The sequence below is a fragment of the Bacillus sp. DTU_2020_1000418_1_SI_GHA_SEK_038 genome (assembly GCF_032341175.1).
In the GTDB taxonomy this organism is placed as follows: Bacteria; Bacillota; Bacilli; order Bacillales; family Cytobacillaceae; genus Cytobacillus.
Window position 1 is genome coordinate 2,833,672 of sequence record NZ_CP135435.1, and the last position, 18,454, is coordinate 2,852,125.

At 37.6% G+C, this 18,454-nt stretch carries 22 protein-coding genes; 1 reads left to right on the forward strand and 21 read right to left on the reverse strand.

What is annotated here, in order from left to right; translation table 11 throughout:
- Window positions 1–93: 93 nt before the first annotated feature.
- The 12 genes from RRV45_RS14030 to RRV45_RS14085 all read right to left on the reverse strand — a co-directional run bounded on the left by RRV45_RS14030 (window position 94) and on the right by RRV45_RS14085 (window position 9,985).
- Window positions 94–801 (reverse strand): demethylmenaquinone methyltransferase, encoded by a 708-nt coding sequence (locus tag RRV45_RS14030; RefSeq protein ID WP_315665312.1) that lies wholly within the window; start codon window positions 799–801, stop codon window positions 94–96.
- Between the two features lie 5 nt (window positions 802–806).
- Window positions 807–1,622 carry a heptaprenyl diphosphate synthase component 1 gene (locus tag RRV45_RS14035; protein WP_315665313.1) on the reverse strand — a complete coding sequence of 272 codons (816 nt, stop codon included), beginning with the start codon at window positions 1,620–1,622 and terminating at the stop codon, window positions 807–809.
- A 188-nt stretch (window positions 1,623–1,810) separates the two neighbouring features.
- Complete coding sequence (gene mtrB / locus RRV45_RS14040; RefSeq protein WP_315665314.1) at window positions 1,811–2,047, reverse strand: trp RNA-binding attenuation protein MtrB; 237 nt, start codon at window positions 2,045–2,047, stop codon at window positions 1,811–1,813.
- 64 nt (window positions 2,048–2,111) lie between these two features.
- Complete coding sequence (gene folE / locus RRV45_RS14045) at window positions 2,112–2,678, reverse strand: GTP cyclohydrolase I FolE (protein WP_315665315.1); 567 nt, start codon at window positions 2,676–2,678, stop codon at window positions 2,112–2,114.
- A gap of 164 nt (window positions 2,679–2,842) precedes the next feature.
- On the reverse strand, window positions 2,843–3,115 hold the full coding sequence (locus RRV45_RS14050; RefSeq protein ID WP_066294243.1) for an HU family DNA-binding protein: 273 nt from the start codon (window positions 3,113–3,115) through the stop codon (window positions 2,843–2,845).
- Between the two features lie 48 nt (window positions 3,116–3,163).
- Window positions 3,164–3,331, reverse strand: a complete 168-nt coding sequence (locus RRV45_RS14055; RefSeq protein ID WP_315665316.1) for a hypothetical protein — start codon at window positions 3,329–3,331, stop codon at window positions 3,164–3,166.
- 380 nt (window positions 3,332–3,711) lie between these two features.
- The gene (gene spoIVA, locus RRV45_RS14060) at window positions 3,712–5,190 is read right to left on the reverse strand and encodes a stage IV sporulation protein A (RefSeq protein WP_315665317.1); all 1,479 of its coding nucleotides are present in this window, start codon (window positions 5,188–5,190) and stop codon (window positions 3,712–3,714) included.
- Window positions 5,191–5,413: 223 nt separating this feature from the next.
- Window positions 5,414–6,127 carry a hypothetical protein gene (locus RRV45_RS14065; RefSeq protein WP_315665318.1) on the reverse strand — a complete coding sequence of 238 codons (714 nt, stop codon included), beginning with the start codon at window positions 6,125–6,127 and terminating at the stop codon, window positions 5,414–5,416.
- 48 nt (window positions 6,128–6,175) lie between these two features.
- The gene (locus RRV45_RS14070) at window positions 6,176–6,376 is read right to left on the reverse strand and encodes a DUF2768 domain-containing protein (RefSeq protein WP_315665319.1); all 201 of its coding nucleotides are present in this window, start codon (window positions 6,374–6,376) and stop codon (window positions 6,176–6,178) included.
- Window positions 6,377–6,599: 223 nt separating this feature from the next.
- The gene (locus RRV45_RS14075) at window positions 6,600–7,658 is read right to left on the reverse strand and encodes an NAD(P)H-dependent glycerol-3-phosphate dehydrogenase (protein ID WP_315665320.1); all 1,059 of its coding nucleotides are present in this window, start codon (window positions 7,656–7,658) and stop codon (window positions 6,600–6,602) included.
- Window positions 7,659–7,805: 147 nt separating this feature from the next.
- The gene (gene der, locus RRV45_RS14080; protein ID WP_315665321.1) at window positions 7,806–9,116 is read right to left on the reverse strand and encodes a ribosome biogenesis GTPase Der; all 1,311 of its coding nucleotides are present in this window, start codon (window positions 9,114–9,116) and stop codon (window positions 7,806–7,808) included.
- Window positions 9,117–9,370: 254 nt separating this feature from the next.
- Window positions 9,371–9,985, reverse strand: coding sequence for a YphA family membrane protein (locus RRV45_RS14085; RefSeq protein ID WP_315665322.1), 615 nt, complete (start codon window positions 9,983–9,985; stop codon window positions 9,371–9,373).
- A gap of 125 nt (window positions 9,986–10,110) precedes the next feature.
- On the opposite strand from RRV45_RS14085, the gene RRV45_RS14090 reads away from it, so the two are divergent.
- A complete protein-coding gene (locus tag RRV45_RS14090) occupies window positions 10,111–10,251 on the forward strand; it encodes a YpzI family protein (RefSeq protein WP_315665323.1) in 141 nt (46 codons plus the stop codon).
- A 172-nt stretch (window positions 10,252–10,423) separates the two neighbouring features.
- On the opposite strand, the gene fni is transcribed toward RRV45_RS14090, so the two are convergent.
- From fni to prsW, 9 genes are all read right to left on the reverse strand, one after another.
- Window positions 10,424–11,485: a type 2 isopentenyl-diphosphate Delta-isomerase gene (gene fni, locus RRV45_RS14095; protein ID WP_315669039.1), complete on the reverse strand. Its 1,062-nt coding sequence runs from the start codon at window positions 11,483–11,485 to the stop codon at window positions 10,424–10,426.
- Window positions 11,486–11,500: 15 nt separating this feature from the next.
- Window positions 11,501–12,637: a 30S ribosomal protein S1 gene (gene rpsA / locus RRV45_RS14100; RefSeq protein WP_315665324.1), complete on the reverse strand. Its 1,137-nt coding sequence runs from the start codon at window positions 12,635–12,637 to the stop codon at window positions 11,501–11,503.
- Between the two features lie 119 nt (window positions 12,638–12,756).
- The gene (locus RRV45_RS14105) at window positions 12,757–13,338 is read right to left on the reverse strand and encodes a lysophospholipid acyltransferase family protein (protein WP_315665325.1); all 582 of its coding nucleotides are present in this window, start codon (window positions 13,336–13,338) and stop codon (window positions 12,757–12,759) included.
- A 2-nt stretch (window positions 13,339–13,340) separates the two neighbouring features.
- The gene (gene cmk / locus RRV45_RS14110; protein WP_315665326.1) at window positions 13,341–14,015 is read right to left on the reverse strand and encodes a (d)CMP kinase; all 675 of its coding nucleotides are present in this window, start codon (window positions 14,013–14,015) and stop codon (window positions 13,341–13,343) included.
- 282 nt (window positions 14,016–14,297) lie between these two features.
- A complete protein-coding gene (locus RRV45_RS14115; RefSeq protein WP_315665327.1) occupies window positions 14,298–14,477 on the reverse strand; it encodes a YpfB family protein in 180 nt (59 codons plus the stop codon).
- A 67-nt stretch (window positions 14,478–14,544) separates the two neighbouring features.
- The gene (locus RRV45_RS14120; RefSeq protein ID WP_315665328.1) at window positions 14,545–15,228 is read right to left on the reverse strand and encodes a flagellar brake protein; all 684 of its coding nucleotides are present in this window, start codon (window positions 15,226–15,228) and stop codon (window positions 14,545–14,547) included.
- A 103-nt stretch (window positions 15,229–15,331) separates the two neighbouring features.
- Complete coding sequence (gene ypeB / locus RRV45_RS14125; RefSeq protein WP_315665329.1) at window positions 15,332–16,681, reverse strand: germination protein YpeB; 1,350 nt, start codon at window positions 16,679–16,681, stop codon at window positions 15,332–15,334.
- 14 nt (window positions 16,682–16,695) lie between these two features.
- A complete protein-coding gene (sleB, locus tag RRV45_RS14130; protein WP_315665330.1) occupies window positions 16,696–17,517 on the reverse strand; it encodes a spore cortex-lytic enzyme in 822 nt (273 codons plus the stop codon).
- A gap of 130 nt (window positions 17,518–17,647) precedes the next feature.
- Entirely contained in the window at window positions 17,648–18,319 is a 672-nt protein-coding gene (prsW, locus tag RRV45_RS14135; RefSeq protein ID WP_315665331.1) for a glutamic-type intramembrane protease PrsW, read from the reverse strand.
- Window positions 18,320–18,454 lie beyond the last annotated feature (135 nt).

The following is an 18,454-nucleotide window of genomic DNA, read 5'->3' on the forward strand; positions in this document are numbered from 1 at the left end:
ACATTTAGAGGACGTTCAATTTGTCAAGCTAGCAGCTCAACATTGATCCATCCGAATATCAATTTCGATGAAAAACGCATTCAGAAAAAAGTTTTATTTTTCTTTACTTCCAATGTGCACCGCTGCAACCCCGCCGCTGTAAGGTTTATAAGTAACTTTTACAAACCCAGCTTCTTCGAACATGTTAGCAAGTTCCTTCATACCAGGGAAGTCGCGGGCTGATTCTTGTAACCATGAATACTCTTTATAGCTCTTTGCAAATATTTTCCCGAACAAAGGCATAATAAAGCGGAAATAGAGGTAATATGCTTGTTTGAAACCAAACATAGTAGGCTGGGATGTCTCAAGGCATACAGCCAATCCACCTGGTTTAAGCACCCGGCGCATTTCCTTTAAAACTTGCAAATAATCCGGTACATTCCGGAGTCCGAAGCCAATTGTTACATAATCAAATGTATGGTCAGGGAATGGCAATTCCATTGCATTGCCATGCACAAGCTTAACATGCTTCAAATTATGCTCTTTTACCTTTTGCTCACCAATTTTCAGCATATTTTTACTGAAATCAAGCCCAACTACTTCTCCGTCTGTACCAACTGCCTCTGCCAAGCTAATAGTCCAATCAGCAGTCCCGCAGCATAGATCTAAAGCTTTGGAACCTTTTTGGACATTCATGCGCTTCATGGTGTCCTTACGCCATCTTAAATGCTGTTGAAAGCTAATGACTGAATTCATCTTATCATAGTTGTCATAAATCTTCTCAAAAACATGATGGACGCGCTCTTCTTTTGATTGTTGCATGCCTTCTAACCTTCCTCCACAAATATATTTTCCGCAGGCTGATGCTGACTAATTATCGCATTTGCTCTTTGCTTCATTGGTTCATTCAGATTTGGGAGCTTGCTCATATATTTTTCAATTAATTTCTTTGAGTTATCGAGATACCTGTCGCATGTGTGAATTAATAAATGCTGCTGGTCAGAGCTTTGCTCGGTATATTGGTTTTTAGATATTAATAAATTTTTCAGCGCTTCAAAAACGATTGATGTCTCACCTTGTAAAAATCTCATCTTCTCCATCAACAGCCTTTTCCTAAATAAAAGGTTAGAAGCAAATTCGTTCCAATTTGGATCCTCCAGTAAATCGATTACCTTTTCAAACAAAGAGGATTCAATTTTTCTAACACTCTCCATTAATATGTCAACTGCTTCAACTGCTGTTTGATATACTGAAATCTTATTTTCATTTACTTCTTTAATGCCTGTTGCGAGGGATCGAATTAAGGTGATATCCTCAAATTCTGCCAGAATTTTATAATATAAACCGCTATAGTACACACCAGCTAGTACTGTAAGCTGCCGGCTTTTTAACTGGCCGGCGTCTAATTCTTCATTTGTGACTAATTCATGTGTATCAAGCGCAATTTGAATCAGCATGGTTGTAGTAGCATAATTTCTTATCTTTTCTTCAGGAAGATCCATATGATCAAGAACTGAAACTAGGAGTAACAGCTTATCTTCATCTATATTTGGCGATTCTATGTATTTAAGTAAATAAGGGTGCCGTATCTTTTCTTCGATTTGCTCCTTAACAATTGCCATTTTCACCTTCATGTCTAGCATGCGATCACCCTTGTTTTCCTTAAGTTTTCTTCATCACTGTGATATTATCATTTTTTCGTTTTTATACATTATTACACATACCTTTATCCATAAGGCAGGACAATTATATCACAACTTAGAATACCTTAATAGGAGATTTTCCGGAAAAAACTAAAGTCTAGGATATAAAAGCCTGCAAATGTTAATTGTTATTTTTTTGCTTCGCTGTCAATCTCACCATAGGAGGTAAGGATTGTCGCGCTTCCTCTAATTTTTATAGCGGAAGTATGCTCTGTGAACTGAGCAATCATGACTTCACCTTGATCCAGTTTTTCCGAATGATGAAATCTAGTATCAGTTCCTCTTGTTAAACCTATGACATTGACACCGTCTTCCTTTGCCTTAATAACGATATAATCATTTCCATTGGGATTTTTCTTATCCATACTAACACCCTTTTAGCGATTATTTATAAGTCAATAAGAATTCACTCAATCTTAGCTTAATGGATTAAAATTTTATTAAAGATAAAACTTCAGCACGTGCTTTGTCATCTTCTGAAAAAGTTCCTCTAACAGCCGTTGTAACTGTTTTGGAACCCGGCTTTTTCACTCCGCGCATCGTCATACACATATGTTCAGCTTCTACTACAACCATTACTCCATTTGGCTCAAGCTTCTCTAAAATCGCATCCGCAACTGTAGAAGTAATTCGTTCCTGAAGCTGTGGACGTTTCGCAACTGCCTCCACTGCCCTAGCCAATTTACTTAAACCTGCAACTCGGCCATTTCTTGGAATATAGGCAACATGAGCTTTTCCGTAAAAAGGTACAAGGTGGTGCTCACAAAGTGAATAGAAAGGGATGTCCTTTACTAATACTAACTCTTCATGATCTTCGCTAAAAATGGTCTCGAAGTATTCTTTCGGATCCTGATTTAATCCTGCAAACACCTCTTCATACATTTTTGCTACTCGCTTTGGTGTATCTAATAATCCTTCACGGTTTGGATCTTCCCCGACTGCTTCTAATATTAAGCGTACGGCATCCTCTATCTGCGCACGATTTACATTCGACATCAAACTTCCCCCTCAGACAATCTTGCTTTCTTAAACTCCAATATTTCCATATTAGCATATTATTTTCGTAACAAGCAAAAAGAATAATGGTAGGGGGGAATATAAAAAAACCGCGAATGATTCGCGGTTTTTACTTTAGGCTTTGTTTAAGCACTTATATGTACTTATTTAACAGCATCTTTCAATGCTTTACCTGGTTTGAAAGCAGGGACTTTGCTTGCTGCAATTTCGATTTCTTCACCAGTTTGTGGGTTGCGGCCTTTACGAGCAGCACGCTCACGAACTTCAAAGTTTCCGAAACCAATTAATTGTACTTTATCACCGGCTTTTAAAGCATCTAGGATTGCATCAAATACTGCATCAACTGCTTTAGTAGCGTCCTTTTTAGAAAGTTCACTGCTCTCAGCAACTGCGTTAATTAGTTCTGTCTTGTTCATGGTTTCACCTCCTCCCAAAATTGAAAAGCGTAAGCGCCTTCGGAACAATCAAAGGACAATTGTTCCTGCGATGTTTAATCGCAGAAGCATTCCTTTATGTCCAGCCCCGACAAGCACAAGACGAGCCTCACGGAAAGGTGTTCTTCCCTTTCTGGGAGGATTGGCTTGTGACCTCGAGGTCGGCAAAAACGCGACATCCTGTCGCATTGCCGACACTAGTACGTCCTGTACGTCGGGGCTAGGCGCTGAAGCTAGACAGGATTAACTTAAAAGATTGACCTATTAAGCATTCTTACTTACATTTGTAAACAAAATTAGTCAATTCTAAACGTTGTAACGAATTTTTGTTTAACATGCCTCATAATAAATTAATTTAATGAACTTTTCAATCCATTTCTTCAAAAAAACCTTAATTACTAAGGGTTTAGGCGATTACAACGGTAATTCTGTTAAAAGATTATCACAATCATTTCGTGTTATCAAGAATAATCCGCGTTTTAATGGGAAAGTTTTCTTATTACATCCATTTACCTCCTAAATTTATGTTTATTTGTCATATTTAATGGGTAAAAAGAAAAAAGACCCCTAGTGGAGTCCTATAAAATGATGGCTATTAATCCGCCTGAACCTTCATTTATTATTCTTTCAAGTGTCTCTTTTAATTTATATCTTGCATTTTCAGGCATCATGGAAAGCTTTGCCTGAATCCCTTCTCTTACAATCGAGCTTAAGCTGCGGCCAAAAATATCGGAATTCCAGATAGATAATGGATCATCTTCAAAATCCTGCATTAAATAACGAACCAATTCCTCACTTTGCTTCTCAGTTCCGATAATTGGTGAAAATTCCGATTCCACATCCACTTTAATCATATGGATGGATGGAGCTACCGCCTTTAGCCTTACACCGAACCTTGATCCATGCCGTGTAATTTCAGGCTCATCAAGACTCATATCAGCTAACGAAGGGGCTGCAATGCCATATCCCGTTTGTTTCACCATTTTCAATGCATCTGAAATTTGATCAAACTCCCTTTTGGCATGGGCAAAATCTTGCATTAATTCTAATAAATGATCTTTTCCGCGAATTTCTACGCCAACAATCTCTTTCAATACTTCATCATAAAGATCGTCTGGGGCATATAAGTCAATTTCTGCAACACCTTGACCCATTTCGATGCCTGCTAGTCCCGCCCGATCAATAAATTCAAAATCACTGAATTGATGGACGACCCTATCAACATCCCTCAATCTCTTAATATCTTTTACTGTTTCTTTAACAGCATCTTGATAGCTTTCTCTTAGCCAATGGTCTTCCCGAAGTACCATTACCCAGCTTGGAAGATTTACATTGACTTCCAACACAGGGAACTCATACAGGGCCTCACGCATAACATTTAATACATCTGATTCCCTCATGCCTTCTACACTCATGGCTAGAACAGGGATATCATACTTTTCAGAAAGCTGATTTTTCAGAGCATCCGTATTTGGATGATGAGGCTGAACACTATTAATAATCATAATGAAGGGTTTTCCAACCTCTTTTAATTCATTTATTACTCTTTCCTCGGCCTCCAAATAATTGCTGCGAGGTATTTCTCCAATTGTCCCATCAGTAGTAATAACAACCCCAATGGTTGAATGCTCTTGAATGACTTTTCTAGTCCCAATTTCAGCCGCTTCGTGGAACGGAATCGGCTCTTCATACCAAGGAGTATTAATCATTCTAGGGCCATTTTCGTCCTCATACCCTTTAGCACCAGGAACCGTATACCCTACACAATCAACTAATCGAATATTAACGTCCAGGCCTTCATCCACATGGACTGAAGCTGCCTGATTGGGCACAAACTTAGGCTCTGTTGTCATAATTGTCTTTCCGGCTGCACTTTGAGGGAGTTCATCCTGGGTGCGAGCACGGTCAGCCTCATTACTCATGTTCGGCAAAACAACTAATTCCATAAATCTTTTTATAAAAGTTGATTTGCCTGTACGTACAGCTCCTACTACTCCGAAATAGATATCACCGCCAGTCCTTTCGGCAATATCTTTAAAAATATCTACCTTTTCCAAGTGATCCCCTCCCGAATCTGTGGGATAATATTTTCCTATCAATTACGTTTGGACATTATATGTTTATGATGTTGTCCTATCTCGTTATGACAGTTTTTATTAAAAATTACCCCTCTGAGATAACATTTTTCCGCATATTATGCTTTTCCATTTACATTTAATGTTAAAATTGCATTAAAAAAACCCTTCTCCTACAATATATTTTGCAAGAGAAGGGTTATGCCTATTTTGATAAAAAGATTGGATTTTTTGTTTCATTATCAATCGTATATGGCAGGGAATAAGCAGGAACAAATGCTGAATCTTTCGTAAGAATTTCCCTTACATCGTCCCCTTGCTTATATGATATCTCCTGTTTCTGCATCGCTTCATGAAGATCACTCGTGTAATCAACATAAACCTCCGCTTCACCTGTGATAACAAAAGGAAGATTTCTGCCACTATAAGGGCTCAATGCGACTGGGTTTTCTTTATAGCCAAGCTTAGTAAAGTCCAATGTAAAAACATTTCCTGCAATCTGTTCTTTATAAGGAGGATATTTTTGTGATTTTATTCTTAGCTTAATGTCCCGAATCGTTTCAGCCATCCTTAAGTCAAAAATTTTTACTGTTGGCTCTGTCTCCACATCTATTAGAATATATTGAAAAACACCACCAGATTCGTACGCATTACCAGGCGGCTCTGCCATAAAATGAGGTATTAGCTTTTTGAAATCAATTAGATATTTTTGATATATAGGGGTAGTTTCATCTTTAGTTTTAATTGGCAGAAGTCCCCCATTTGCTTCTTTATACGAATTGACAGCAGTTTGTACAGCCTTAATCTGATCTTCATAAGGAACTTTATTTTGTGCTAAATGTCCTTTTGGATACATACAACCAGCTAACAGCGGTATAAATAGCAGCAAGGAAGCCAACAGCAGCAAAACTTTTTTCATTGATATCAATCCCTTTAGTCTATGTATAATTTTTTATAAAGAACGTTATTAATCACTTGTTGGTCCGCTGAAAACGACTAAGACAATAATAATTCCTGATACGACCATTAAAAAATAGGCAATAATGGCAGTTATAACTTTTAAGATTCCACCTAATTTAAAGCGGCTTAAATAAATCATTAATAAAGAAATAAACATAAAGCCCATTGACGCAAGAGAAATCCACATTTTCATTAATGACGGGGACATGATTTCAACTCCTTTTTCCGAAATGTATTATAACATAGAGCTTGTCTGTTTGAAAAAGAAACTGCTATAAAAAAAAGATGAGTTAAAGAAAGGGGCATTTCTTTAACTCAAGCTTATACGACTAAATAACCCATACACCCTGTTCATTTCACCAGTTTGCTTCGTTGCATTGTATGCAAAAAGTGACCGGCACGCATCATCGAATGCCTATATTTAAAAAATATTAGGATTTATCATTTAAATCTAATTCAAGAACGTTTGTTAAATCCTCCATTTCGTCCTTCTTACCACGCGCCATCAAAAGATCTACTGCCTTCTTTGCATTCACACCATTAAAAAGAACGTCATAAAGAACATCGGTAATTGGCATATTCACTTCATATTTTTCCGCTAGTTGCTTGGCTGCTTTTGTTGTTCTTACACCTTCTACTACCATTCCCATATTATCGAGAACTTCTTGTAAATTATGTCCCTTACCAAGCAAATTTCCTGCCCTCCAATTTCGGGAGTGAACGCTTGTACAAGTTGCAATTAAATCTCCAATTCCCGTTAAACCAGAAAATGTAAGGGGACTAGCACCCATCTTCATCCCTAATCGGGCAATTTCTGCTAAACCTCTAGTCATTAGCGCAGCCTTCGCATTATCACCATAGCCCAATCCATCTGTAATACCCGCTGCTAGTGCAATGATATTTTTTAATGCTCCGCCAATTTCAACTCCGATAATATCAGGATTTGTATAAACACGGAAATTCTGATTAATAAATAAATCTTGAATTCTTTCAGCTGCATCCATGTTCTTAGATGAAACAGTGACAGTTGTCGGATGCCTTAAAACAACCTCTTCTGCATGACTTGGACCTGAAAGAACAACGATACTGTCCAAATTTTCAGGTGATATTTCCTGTTCAATCATTTCAGAAATACGGAGTAAAGTATCTGGCTCGATTCCCTTGCTCACATGAACAATGGTTAAAGGCTCCTTGCAAATGATGTTAATCTTGCCGACTGTTTCACGAATTGCTTTTGACGGAACAGCTAGAATAATTGTATGAACTCCCGATATAGCTTCCTCTAGATCAAAATACCCAGTAATTCCTTCAGGAAGGATTACCTCTGGTAAATATTTTTTATTCGTATGGTATTGATTAATTTCATTAATTTGCTGGAGTTTATGACCCCAAAGACGAACTTCATGGCCATTATCTGCCAGAACCATAGCCAAAGCTGTTCCCCAGCTTCCCGCTCCAACAACAGCTACTCGTTCAAACCTTTGCTCCATTTAATCACTGCCTTATAAAATTATTTGTTTAGCTCAGCGCCTGGGGCTCGCTGATTAAGTACGCCTCGTCCTGTGGCAACGTTGGTACTAATACGTCCTGAACGCTGGAAGTCTTAAGCCCCTTATCAAGCCGCTTCTGCTTTTCTGTTATTTTCTCTCTCTTGCAAATATCTTGATTGGTGTACCTTCAAAGCCAAAGGCATCCCGAATTCTATTTTCTAAGAACCGCTCATATGAAAAATGCATTAATTCAGGCTCATTTACAAATACAACAAAGGTTGGCGGCTTTACAGCAACTTGAGTTGTATAATAAATTCTTAAGCGTCTTCCTTTATCAGTTGGTGTTGGATTCATGGCAACTGCATCCATAATAACATCATTCAGGACACTCGTTTCAACACGCAATGCATGATTGTCACTTGCTGTATTGATCATAGGAATAAGAGTATGAATCCGTTTTTTTGTTTTTGCCGAAAGGAAAACGATCGGAGCATAGTCAAGAAACAGGAAATGCTCCCGAATCTTTTGTTCAAATTCCTTCATCGTTTTCTCATCTTTTTCTACAGCATCCCACTTATTAACGACAATCACTACTGCTCGTCCAGCTTCATGTGCATAGCCGGCAATTCGCTTATCTTGCTCGATAATGCCTTCTTCTCCATCTAAAACAACAAGGACTACGTCTGAACGCTCAATAGCTCTTAAAGCACGCAAGACACTATATTTTTCAGTTGTTTCATACACCTTGCCTTTTTTGCGCATACCCGCTGTATCGATGATGACATACTTATCTCCATTATAAGTAAGCTGTGAATCAATTGCATCTCTTGTCGTCCCGGCAATATTACTGACAATGACACGGTCTTCACCTAAAATAGCATTCACAAGTGATGATTTCCCAACATTAGGTCGGCCAATTAATGAAAATTTGATTACATCATCATCATAGTCTTTTTGTCCATGCTTTGGAAAATGTTTCGCAGCCTCATCAAGTAAATCACCTAACCCTAATCCATGCGAACCCGAGATAGGAAAAGGTTCTCCAAATCCGAGAGCATAAAAATCATAAATATGCTCTCGCATTTCAGGATTATCAATTTTATTAACGCCAAGAACGACAGGTTTTTTTGCCCTATAAAGAATTTTTGCCACTTCTTCATCTGCAGCCGTCACACCTTCTCTTCCGTTCGCTAAGAAAATTATGACGTCAGCCTCATCAATTGCAATTTCAGCCTGCTGGCGAATTTGCTCAAGAAATGGCTCATCTCCAATATCAATACCACCTGTGTCAATTATATTAAAATCGTGGTTTAACCATTCCGCTGAACTGTATATACGATCCCTAGTAACTCCAGGAATATCTTCGACAATAGATATACGCTCTCCAACAATTCTGTTAAATATGGTGGATTTTCCAACGTTTGGACGTCCGACAATCGCAATCACTGGCTTTGCCATGAACATCACCCTTTCTTCCTAATACATACTGAATTTGATACCTGTTTGTAAACATCTTCACTCATAGAAGTGGGAGACTTCTGCTAAATGAAGTTAAATAAACCCTTCTTACTGGTACAGAGAAGGGCCTAACTTTATAAGTTTATCAAAGCAGTACCTTACTAGCAATTAAAAACTTGGAATAACTTGCTGTTACACCATATTGAGGGTTATTGCTAAGCTAATGTACTTATTCATAATAGATCTACTATCATTCACGATAATTTTTCCTTACCTTTTTCCTTTTCAAATTGGTTAGTTTGTTTTTCAAAGAAGTCAGTCAAAAATTCAACCCCTGACCAAACTGCTAGAAAACCAGCTGAAAGTGTAATGCCATCTAAATATGCATATGAACCAATTACATGCGGAAATGAATATTTATTTAGAATATATGCATAAAGGAAGTCTCCCTGTATCGATCCCAATAGAATGATAATTAATCGGTGTACTCTATTATTATGCAGAATAATAGCTAAAGATATAATTACAAAAGCCAACATCCATTTTAGTGGGAAGATTATCCATACAGGATCAAATAATGCGAATAAATGGAAGCAAACATATGCAATCATAACAATAAATGAGCTAAGCAATACATAGGCGGCTGTCGATCTTTTAAATCTGCTGATTAACACGAATAAAGTGCCTAGCAATAGAATGCTTACATATGATATCTCATAATTGAATAGTGTAAAGGAATATGGAGAAATAATAATTAGTACTAATAGCCATAAAGATAAGCAAAACCTAAAAAAACTATCCTTTTTCAAAAAAAAGGTTGCGATGACCCAGAATATCCATGCGAACCAATAAAAAGTCAAACCTTCCATTACCCACACCTCCTGTCCTTCCCATTATGGCACTTTCAAAAGCTCTTTAATCATTTTCATTAACTCTGTTTTGCTGAATAAAATATATTTGCTAGTCCATGTTAAATAGAGGGAGGTGTTCATTAATGGGAAAAGACCGGCAAGAAAAGAAACTAAGAAAGAGCAGAAGAGTTGAATCTGACAGGGATCAAGCACTCCACTATGGAGGGGCTACAAGACTGCAAAGCCCAGAGGAAGCTAGGGATCTAAATAATAATAAACTGTAAAAACAAATGCGGAAGCGCCTTGGTCACCCCCGACAAGCACAAGATGAGCCTCACGGAAAGGTTGTACTGTACCTTTCTGGGAGGCTTGGCTTGTGACCTCGAGGGGGTAGGCGCTGCAGCAAGACGTAGAAAAAAACTCTTGCTAGGTTGTGAACTTAGCAAGAGCTTTTTGTTATTTAAAGAACATCCGCTGACTGTATTTCTTTGTATCGATGTTTCTTTCGTTTAACCAGTGATGGGTTTTTCCAGAAATGATTAATGGGGCTTGCTGCAGCTCGGTTATATTACTTGCACCGATAGCGGTCATGATCATCTTGATTTCATTATGTATGATTTGAAGCTCTTCCAATAATGCTTCCATGCCTTTATTCATGAGAATACTAAGAACAAAGCCAGCCATTCCAACTGCCTCAGCTCCAAGGGCTATTGCTTTTGCGATATCTAAGCTCGTTTGTATTCCCCCTGATCCGATAATAGATACGTCTTTTGAGGTTTCTTTTGCTTCTACAATTGAAACTGCAGTAGGAATCCCCCAGTCATTAAAAATGGAAAGCTCTCTATTTCTCCGTTCATTTTCTATTTTGGCAAAATTAGTACCGCCATACCCTCCAACATCAACAGCCGAAACACCGATTGAACGCAGCATTAAAACCGTTTCTCTGCTCATTCCAAAGCCTACTTCTTTAACGATGATAGGAACATTAGTATGCTTCACAATCGCTTCAATCCGCTGAAGTGCTGATCGAAAGTCACGGTCTCCTTCAGGCATCGTCAGTTCTTGGACAACATTTAAATGAATTTGCAGTGCATTTGCTTCAATCATGTCAATGGCGGCTTTTGCTTGGTCTACTGTAGCTTCACTGCCAAGGTTCCCAATAATAATGCCGTCTGGATATTCTTTACGTACGACTTCATAAGATTTTCTTTCTGAAGAATCCTTCAAAGCAGACATTTGTGAACCAACTGCCATCGCCATTCCCATCTCTTTTGCGGCTTTTGCCAATTCTTGATTAATTCGTAAAGTCGGTTCTCCTCCACCGCCTGTCATCCCATTTATGAAAATTGGCGAACTTAAAGAAAGTTCGCCAATTTTTACATTTAAGATTGCCTGATCTAGTGAAGTATGAGGCATACTTTGGTGAATAAAGGTAATATCATCAAAACCTGCTAGCCTTTTCTGCCCTGTAGTCAAAGCTAATTGAATATGATCCCATTTCCGTTTTGATCTAGACACCATTTATCACCATTATCATTTTAAATTCTTTAATTGATCACCAATCATTTCTCCTAGCTGAAATCCTTTTGATTCCTCTGGGAGTTCATAATCAGTAACATAATCTGGTTCTTTTTCCTGTAGTTCTTTAATGCTCAGAGACAAACGCTGTTCCTGTTCATTTACGTCCAATACTTTAACTTTAATTTCTTGGCCTTCCTTTAAAACTTCATGCGGAGTTGCAATATGTTTATGTGAAATTTGGGAAATATGAACTAGTCCTTCCACACCAGGGAAAAGTTCTACAAACGCTCCATATGACACAAGTCTTTTCACTACACCATCAAGTATACTTCCTTTTGGAGCTTTTTCAGCTATATTTGACCATGGTCCAGGCAGAGTTTCTTTAATTGATAAAGAAATTCGTCCATTTCCGCGATCAACACTTAGCACTTTTACTTGGACCTTTTGACCTTCTTTAACTACTTCAGAGGGGTTGTTCACATGCTCGTGGGAAAGCTGGGAAATATGAACTAGTCCATCTATGCCGCCAATATCAACAAAAGCGCCAAAATCGGTAATTCTTTGAACAGTTCCTTCCATTAGCTGTCCTGGCTCAAGGGAATCAAGGATTTGATTTTTTTGCTTACCCTTTTCTTCCTCGACAACAGCCCTATGAGAAAGAATTAAACGATTTTTCTCCTTTTCAAGCTCAACGATTTTAAAGGTCATTGTTTTTCCTTTGTAGTCTGAAAAATCCTCAACAAAGAAAACTTCAACTAATGAAGCAGGGATAAATCCTCTGACACCAAGATCAACGACTAAGCCGCCTTTAACAACATCCTTGATCTCCGCTTCCAATATTTCACCGTTATTAAATTTATCTTCAAGATCAGCCCATGACTTTTCAGCATCTACTTTTCGTTTTGATAGTATTAAGGCATCCTCTTCCACTTTTAAAACTTCAAGCTCTAGCTGATCTCCTTCTGAAACAGCATCACTTGCTTTCTCTACATGTAGACTTGATAATTCACTAATAGGAATAATTCCATCAAGCTTGCTATCATTGATGTTTACGATTACTTGCTTTTCTTCAACCTTTGTAACTTGGCCGGAAACCTTATCGCCAATTTCGAAATTTCTCACTTGAACTTGATTCATCTCTTCTGACATATGTATTCCTCCTTATTTGAAAGGCGGAAGCGCCTTCGCAATATCAAATTATTAATATTTATAAAATTCGCCTTTTAACTAACTTCTTATAAACAACTTCTTTTGTCAAGTAAGAAGGTTTAACTATTCTCATTTATCAGTTTGCGAATTTCACCCATAATTAATTCAGTCGTCTCCTCGGCGGAAGCTTTCTTTTCGCGCATAGGAGCCATGTCTATTGGTTTTCCATAAACAACTTTCAATCTTTTAAAAGACTTATATGGACCTATAATGGCACAGGGAACAATGGCAGCATCGGTACGAAGAGCAAAAAAACCAGCTCCCGCTAGCCCTTGACCCAACTCTCCTGTTTTACTTCTTGTCCCTTCAGGAAATAAGCCTAAAACCTTGCCTTCTTTCAAAATGGCAAGTCCTTTTCTCAGAGCTTCCCTGTCACTCATCCCCCTCTTGACTGGAAAGGCATTTAAATCGGGAAGAATCTTCCCTAAGATAGGCACTCTAAACAATTCTTCCTTTGCCATAAAGTGTACAGGCCTTGGTGCATTTATACCGACAACTGGCGGATCAAAATTATGAATATGATTGGAACAGAGCAAAACACCGCCTTCTCTAGGGAAGTGCTCTGTACCAATCACTTCAAAACGGTATATTGGTTTTAATATTCCATAAACAACTGATTTCGCAAAAGAGTATAAATTCACTATCATCCGATCCTTTCATAAGCAAGCACCATAATTCTTTCAACAACCAGATCAATTGATAATGAGGTTGTGTCAATTTCGACTGCATCTGACGCCTTTTTCAGTGGTGCAACTGCACGTTCTGAATCTAATTTATCTCTTGTAGAGATTTCTTCTTTTAATTTTTGTAAATCGGATGGAAAGCCCTTTTCGATATTTTCAGTATGTCTGCGAATCGCACGTTCATCTACAGATGCCAATAGAAAAATCTTAACCTCTGCATTGGGCAGTACATGTGTCCCTATATCTCTGCCATCCATAACGACACCGCCGTTTTCAGCAAAGCTTTTTTGCCTCGCAACCATTTCTTCTCTAACGAGTTTATGCTTTGCTGCTATCGAAACGGAATTGGTTACTTCAGCAGTCCTAATATCATTTGAAACATTTTTTCCGTCTAAAAATATGGATTGACCATTTTCACTTGGCAATAATTCAATGGTTGTTTCTTTCAAAATATTTAATAAGCCGTGCTCATCTTCTAAGTCTATTTTCTCATTAATGGCTTTGTATGTTAAAGCCCTATACATTGCCCCTGTGTCAATGTATATATATGAAAGTTTTTCAGCTACAATTTTTGCAACAGTGCTTTTTCCTGCAGCAGCAGGACCATCAATTGCAATAGAGATCTTTTTATTCATAGTGCCTCCCAAAATTTGAAATGCGGAAGCGCCTTGGTTAGCCCCGACAAGCTTAAGACGAATCCTTACAAAAGACGTTCTTTCCTTTTGAAAGGATTTAGCTTAAGACCTCGAGGGGGTAGGCGCTGAAGCTAGACAGTTATCTAACTCAAAAAAGGTATAGTCAATTTAATAAAGGTTCTCGTCTATTTTATTTTATCATATGATGGGTTAAATAACCGTATTAAACTATGAATCCCTAATTACATTTCGAAACAAAAAATAGCAGGCAAGCACCTGCTATTATTGCCCCCTGAATGTTTCAAGGAACTCCGTAAAGTTATTGTCCGTGACACCCTCATATTGTGTAAGCTGTTTGAGTTCAGGAAAAACATTAAATTTGTGAAAAAACAATTGAGTTATAAAGAGGAATAAGAATTGAATAATAACAACCTTTACTAATATTCTTTCAATCGATCTCATAGCGCTCTCCCCGCATTTTTACTATATATAAAGTATGCGAGTATTTTTTATATTTTATTCCTATCACTTACATTTCTATACCTTTTTTCTTATACGCAAGCTGGCGGTCAAAACAGAATCGAAGCAATACCTGTCTGTCAGACTGTGAAATATCGATAAATTGAAGTGAGATTAGCGATTTCCACTCATTGACTGCAACGATCCTAACAATTTTACTTTTAAGTTTTAAATAATGAATATCCCCATTTTGCATCGGAAGAACAAACCAGCTCTGGATCATCATATTTGGTGACAAAGTTCTCTTTTTGTCATTAATGATAGCAGCTCCTCCAGCACTTATATCATCTGTTACCGTTACAAAAGGGGCAAACTCCCCATCTATCGGACGTACAGCAACGTCTACTCCTGTCTCGATACGGACAAATTGGCGGCGCTGTATCTTGACAAGATGTTCAGCTCCCGGATAGGATAATATAATCATTGGAATGTCGCCTTTGACCCTTCTAAGGACTTCACATTCAAAAAGGTAAACTGACCCATCTCCAGATATAAAAGTTCCTTTTAATTGAGTGCCATCTATAAGAAAAACGGTTCTATTTGTTTCCATATTCATCGGATAATCAATATACACAGTATTGTCTTTTTTTTCTAAAATTCTGCATTTGTATTTCTCAACATTAGTAGAATGTCTTGGCTCTAAAAAAAGTACATCACCAATTTTTATCATGCTGACCACACTTTCTCTATCCATTTTCCTTCAATAGGATAATCTTGTCATTTAATTATGCCATGTATACTAGTGTTTGTACATCGCATTTATTACAAACAGAAAAGGAAAGGCTTATGACCTTTCCTTAAATTACATCTTCATATATTGGTTCTGCATTTTTTAATTTTTCAACAAGTTCTTCATTGCCGGTTTCTGCATTAATAAAGATTCTGTACGTATCGTCACCAAGAGTGCCTAGAAACTCATAACAGAGAACCTCTTTATTAATATCATTTTCAATAACTGCAAGTCTGTTTTCCATGACTTTCACTTGAGGATTTATATCTGATCTTGCATTTTCAAGGGAAATTGCCGGTTTCTGTATGACTCTATCATGGTTACTTTGCAAATAGTTTCCAGCTGATAATCCAACAATATTCCCATTGTCCAAGGCAATCTTCACCTTAATGGAGTCTGGATAAATTCTAACATTATCTTTTTTTGAAACGAAGTTAAAGACTCCAGTATAGTTGTACTGAGCACTTTCAAAAAGTTCTAAATCTTTAAATCCATTATCTTTCAAAAATTTAAGGGCTTGATTGCTTGCCTCGTTCAAGCTAATTGTTTGTTTTTTAATATCTCTTGAGATGATAAACCAGATTGGATATCCACCTTTTTTAGTAATATCCATGTTGGCCTCCTGTTTTGTTCTCTGATCTAGGAGAGACACACTATAAAAACCGTAATCCGAGCCCTCGCCATTTTCTGTCACTTTAACTGCTACATCATTTTTAAATCCGGAATATTTTTTAGCGATATTGATTGCTTCTTGTTCTGAAATCCCCTTGCCTTTTAAGTGTTTAAAATTGTTATCTTCCTTCTCTAAGCTGACGTTTGTTGGACCAAGGTCCGTTTCTTCGTAGCCATCTACTGTTTTTTCTACCGTTTTGAAACCATCAATTATGGTATTATCTGCTGTTTCTTTCCCTGTAGCAAGCGCCATTTCTACATCCATCCAGCGAAGATTATTTTTCAGCACTAAGTGCTGCACTTTACGTAATTCATTCTGGATCTCAGCAGAGTTGGAATATAATTTTTTTAAGTTTTCATATTCTTTGTCTGTTAATGGTTCCTTGTCTAAATCTCTGACCGCCGTCCTGTAACTAAAATCACCAATATTAGCAAGAAACTCCTCTGTTTTATTAAATGGCAATAAAGTTAACGGCAGCTGACCAACATAGGAATGGGCCTCAGATGTAAGTCTCCATACGTCAGCCAATGCTGGGGATAAAGATTTACGGGTATTCATCGCCAAGGTCGTTCCGATTTTATCGTGCAGTAAATCTATATTATAAGTTAGACTGTGGAAGGCGCTCTGATAATTATTTTCCGCATTAATTAAGATTGCATTTTTTTCACGATGCTCTTGGTAGCCCCAAAATGCAACTCCTGCTATACCTAATGAAAGTACGCCAATTAATATTCCTCTAAACAATAGCTATCACCTCTTTATTTGCAAAAAATATGTTTTCCGATTTTTTTAATTTGTGGACGGGTCCAAATCCAGGGACTTGTTGCAGTATCTGGATTAAAGTAATAAAGGGCATTCCCAGTTGGGTCCCAACCGTTTATAGCATCTATAACTGCCTCCTTAGCTTTTTCGTTGGGAGTAAGCCAAATTTGCCCATCTGCGACAGCAGTGAACGCTCTTGGTTCAAAAATAACCCCAGATACGGTATTCGGGAATGTTGCACTGTTTACACGGTTCAAAATAACAGCAGCAACTGCCACTTGCCCCGTATATGGCTCCCCCCTTGCTTCACCATAAACAGCATTAGCCATTAACTGAATATCATTTTGCGAAAAACCGTTGGGCATGTTAGCTGCAGTTGGTTTTTGAGTTGTTTGATTCTTTGCAGGTGCAGGTGCTGGTTTTTTTTGTGTTTCTAGGTCTACTCCCCCGTAATGCGTAAATTTATTGCCTTTTGAAATTTGCTCTTTTACAAATTGCTGGTTGTATTTAGATGCCTTGACGAGCTTATTTTTCGTTTCAGCTCCTGCCATCCCATCAATATCCAACCCAAATTCATATTGAAAATTTCTTAAAGCCCAGTACGTTCCCCAGCCAAATACCCCATCGATCTTTCCATTGTAAAACCCTAAGTATTGCAGTCTTGACTGTAATTCAATTACATCATCTCCAACAGCTCCTTGCTGAATGACTTGATTGGAAAAAGCTGTTGCCCTCTGCTCGTTTCCACTCATAGGAAGTGAAATCATGCAAAGAGAGACAATAAGAATTACTTTAGTAAACAACAAGTTCTTTTTCATGGATCGTAACCTCCAAAGTAAATCTTGATGACATTATCTCTATATTTTGTAGTAGCTGGTTTTTTATGCAAATCCCTTTTAATTTTTGCCCAATAAAAAAACTCCTCATATATGTAATGAAGAGTTCATTTTAGAAGTTAAGCTGGTTTTCCATATGTTTTGCACTTAATTCCCTGGCCTTCTTAACCTTTCTTAGTCCTAGCCACCAGAGAAAGATCATGAATGGGAACATAATGATCAGCCAATTTTCTTGGGTAATTAGAATGAAGTCGTAGGTACCGTGAAGAAACATAGGAAATAGGAAGGAAAGTATAAGCCATTTTGCTTTAGAGGTTGCTGAAAATTTCCCTTTTCCTATATAATAGCCCATAATGACACCAAATAAAGCATGACTAGAAACAGGCAGGAGGGCCCGGCCAATTGCATGCTCTAATCCATAGGATATAAGATAGAAAATGTTCTCCAATGAAGCAAACCCTAATGATACAGAAGCACCATACACTATTCCATCATATGGTTCATCAAAATCAACATGCTGATAGATAGCATAAAAAAGGATGAACCATTTAAAAAATTCTTCAAGCATACCTGAAGAAAGAAACGCATTAATAAAGCTAGAATTAATATTGTACTCTGTTTCCAGAACATATTGAATAAACGCAATAGGAAAAACAAGTATGGCTCCAAATATAAAAGTCTTAAACACTGTAAAGACCGGCTCAGAGTCATATTGATCTTTTAAATAAAAATAGCTTAATAGCGCTAATCCAGGGGCAATACCCGCGGATAATATACCAAGCATGTACCGTCCTCTTTTCTATTAATTTAATGAGGTACATTTCCTCAATAGGAAGCTGAATTTCGCAATTAGCAATGAGTTTTTGTACAATTTTTTCATCACTTTTATCGTAACATGATGCAGGAAGAAAGAAAATGC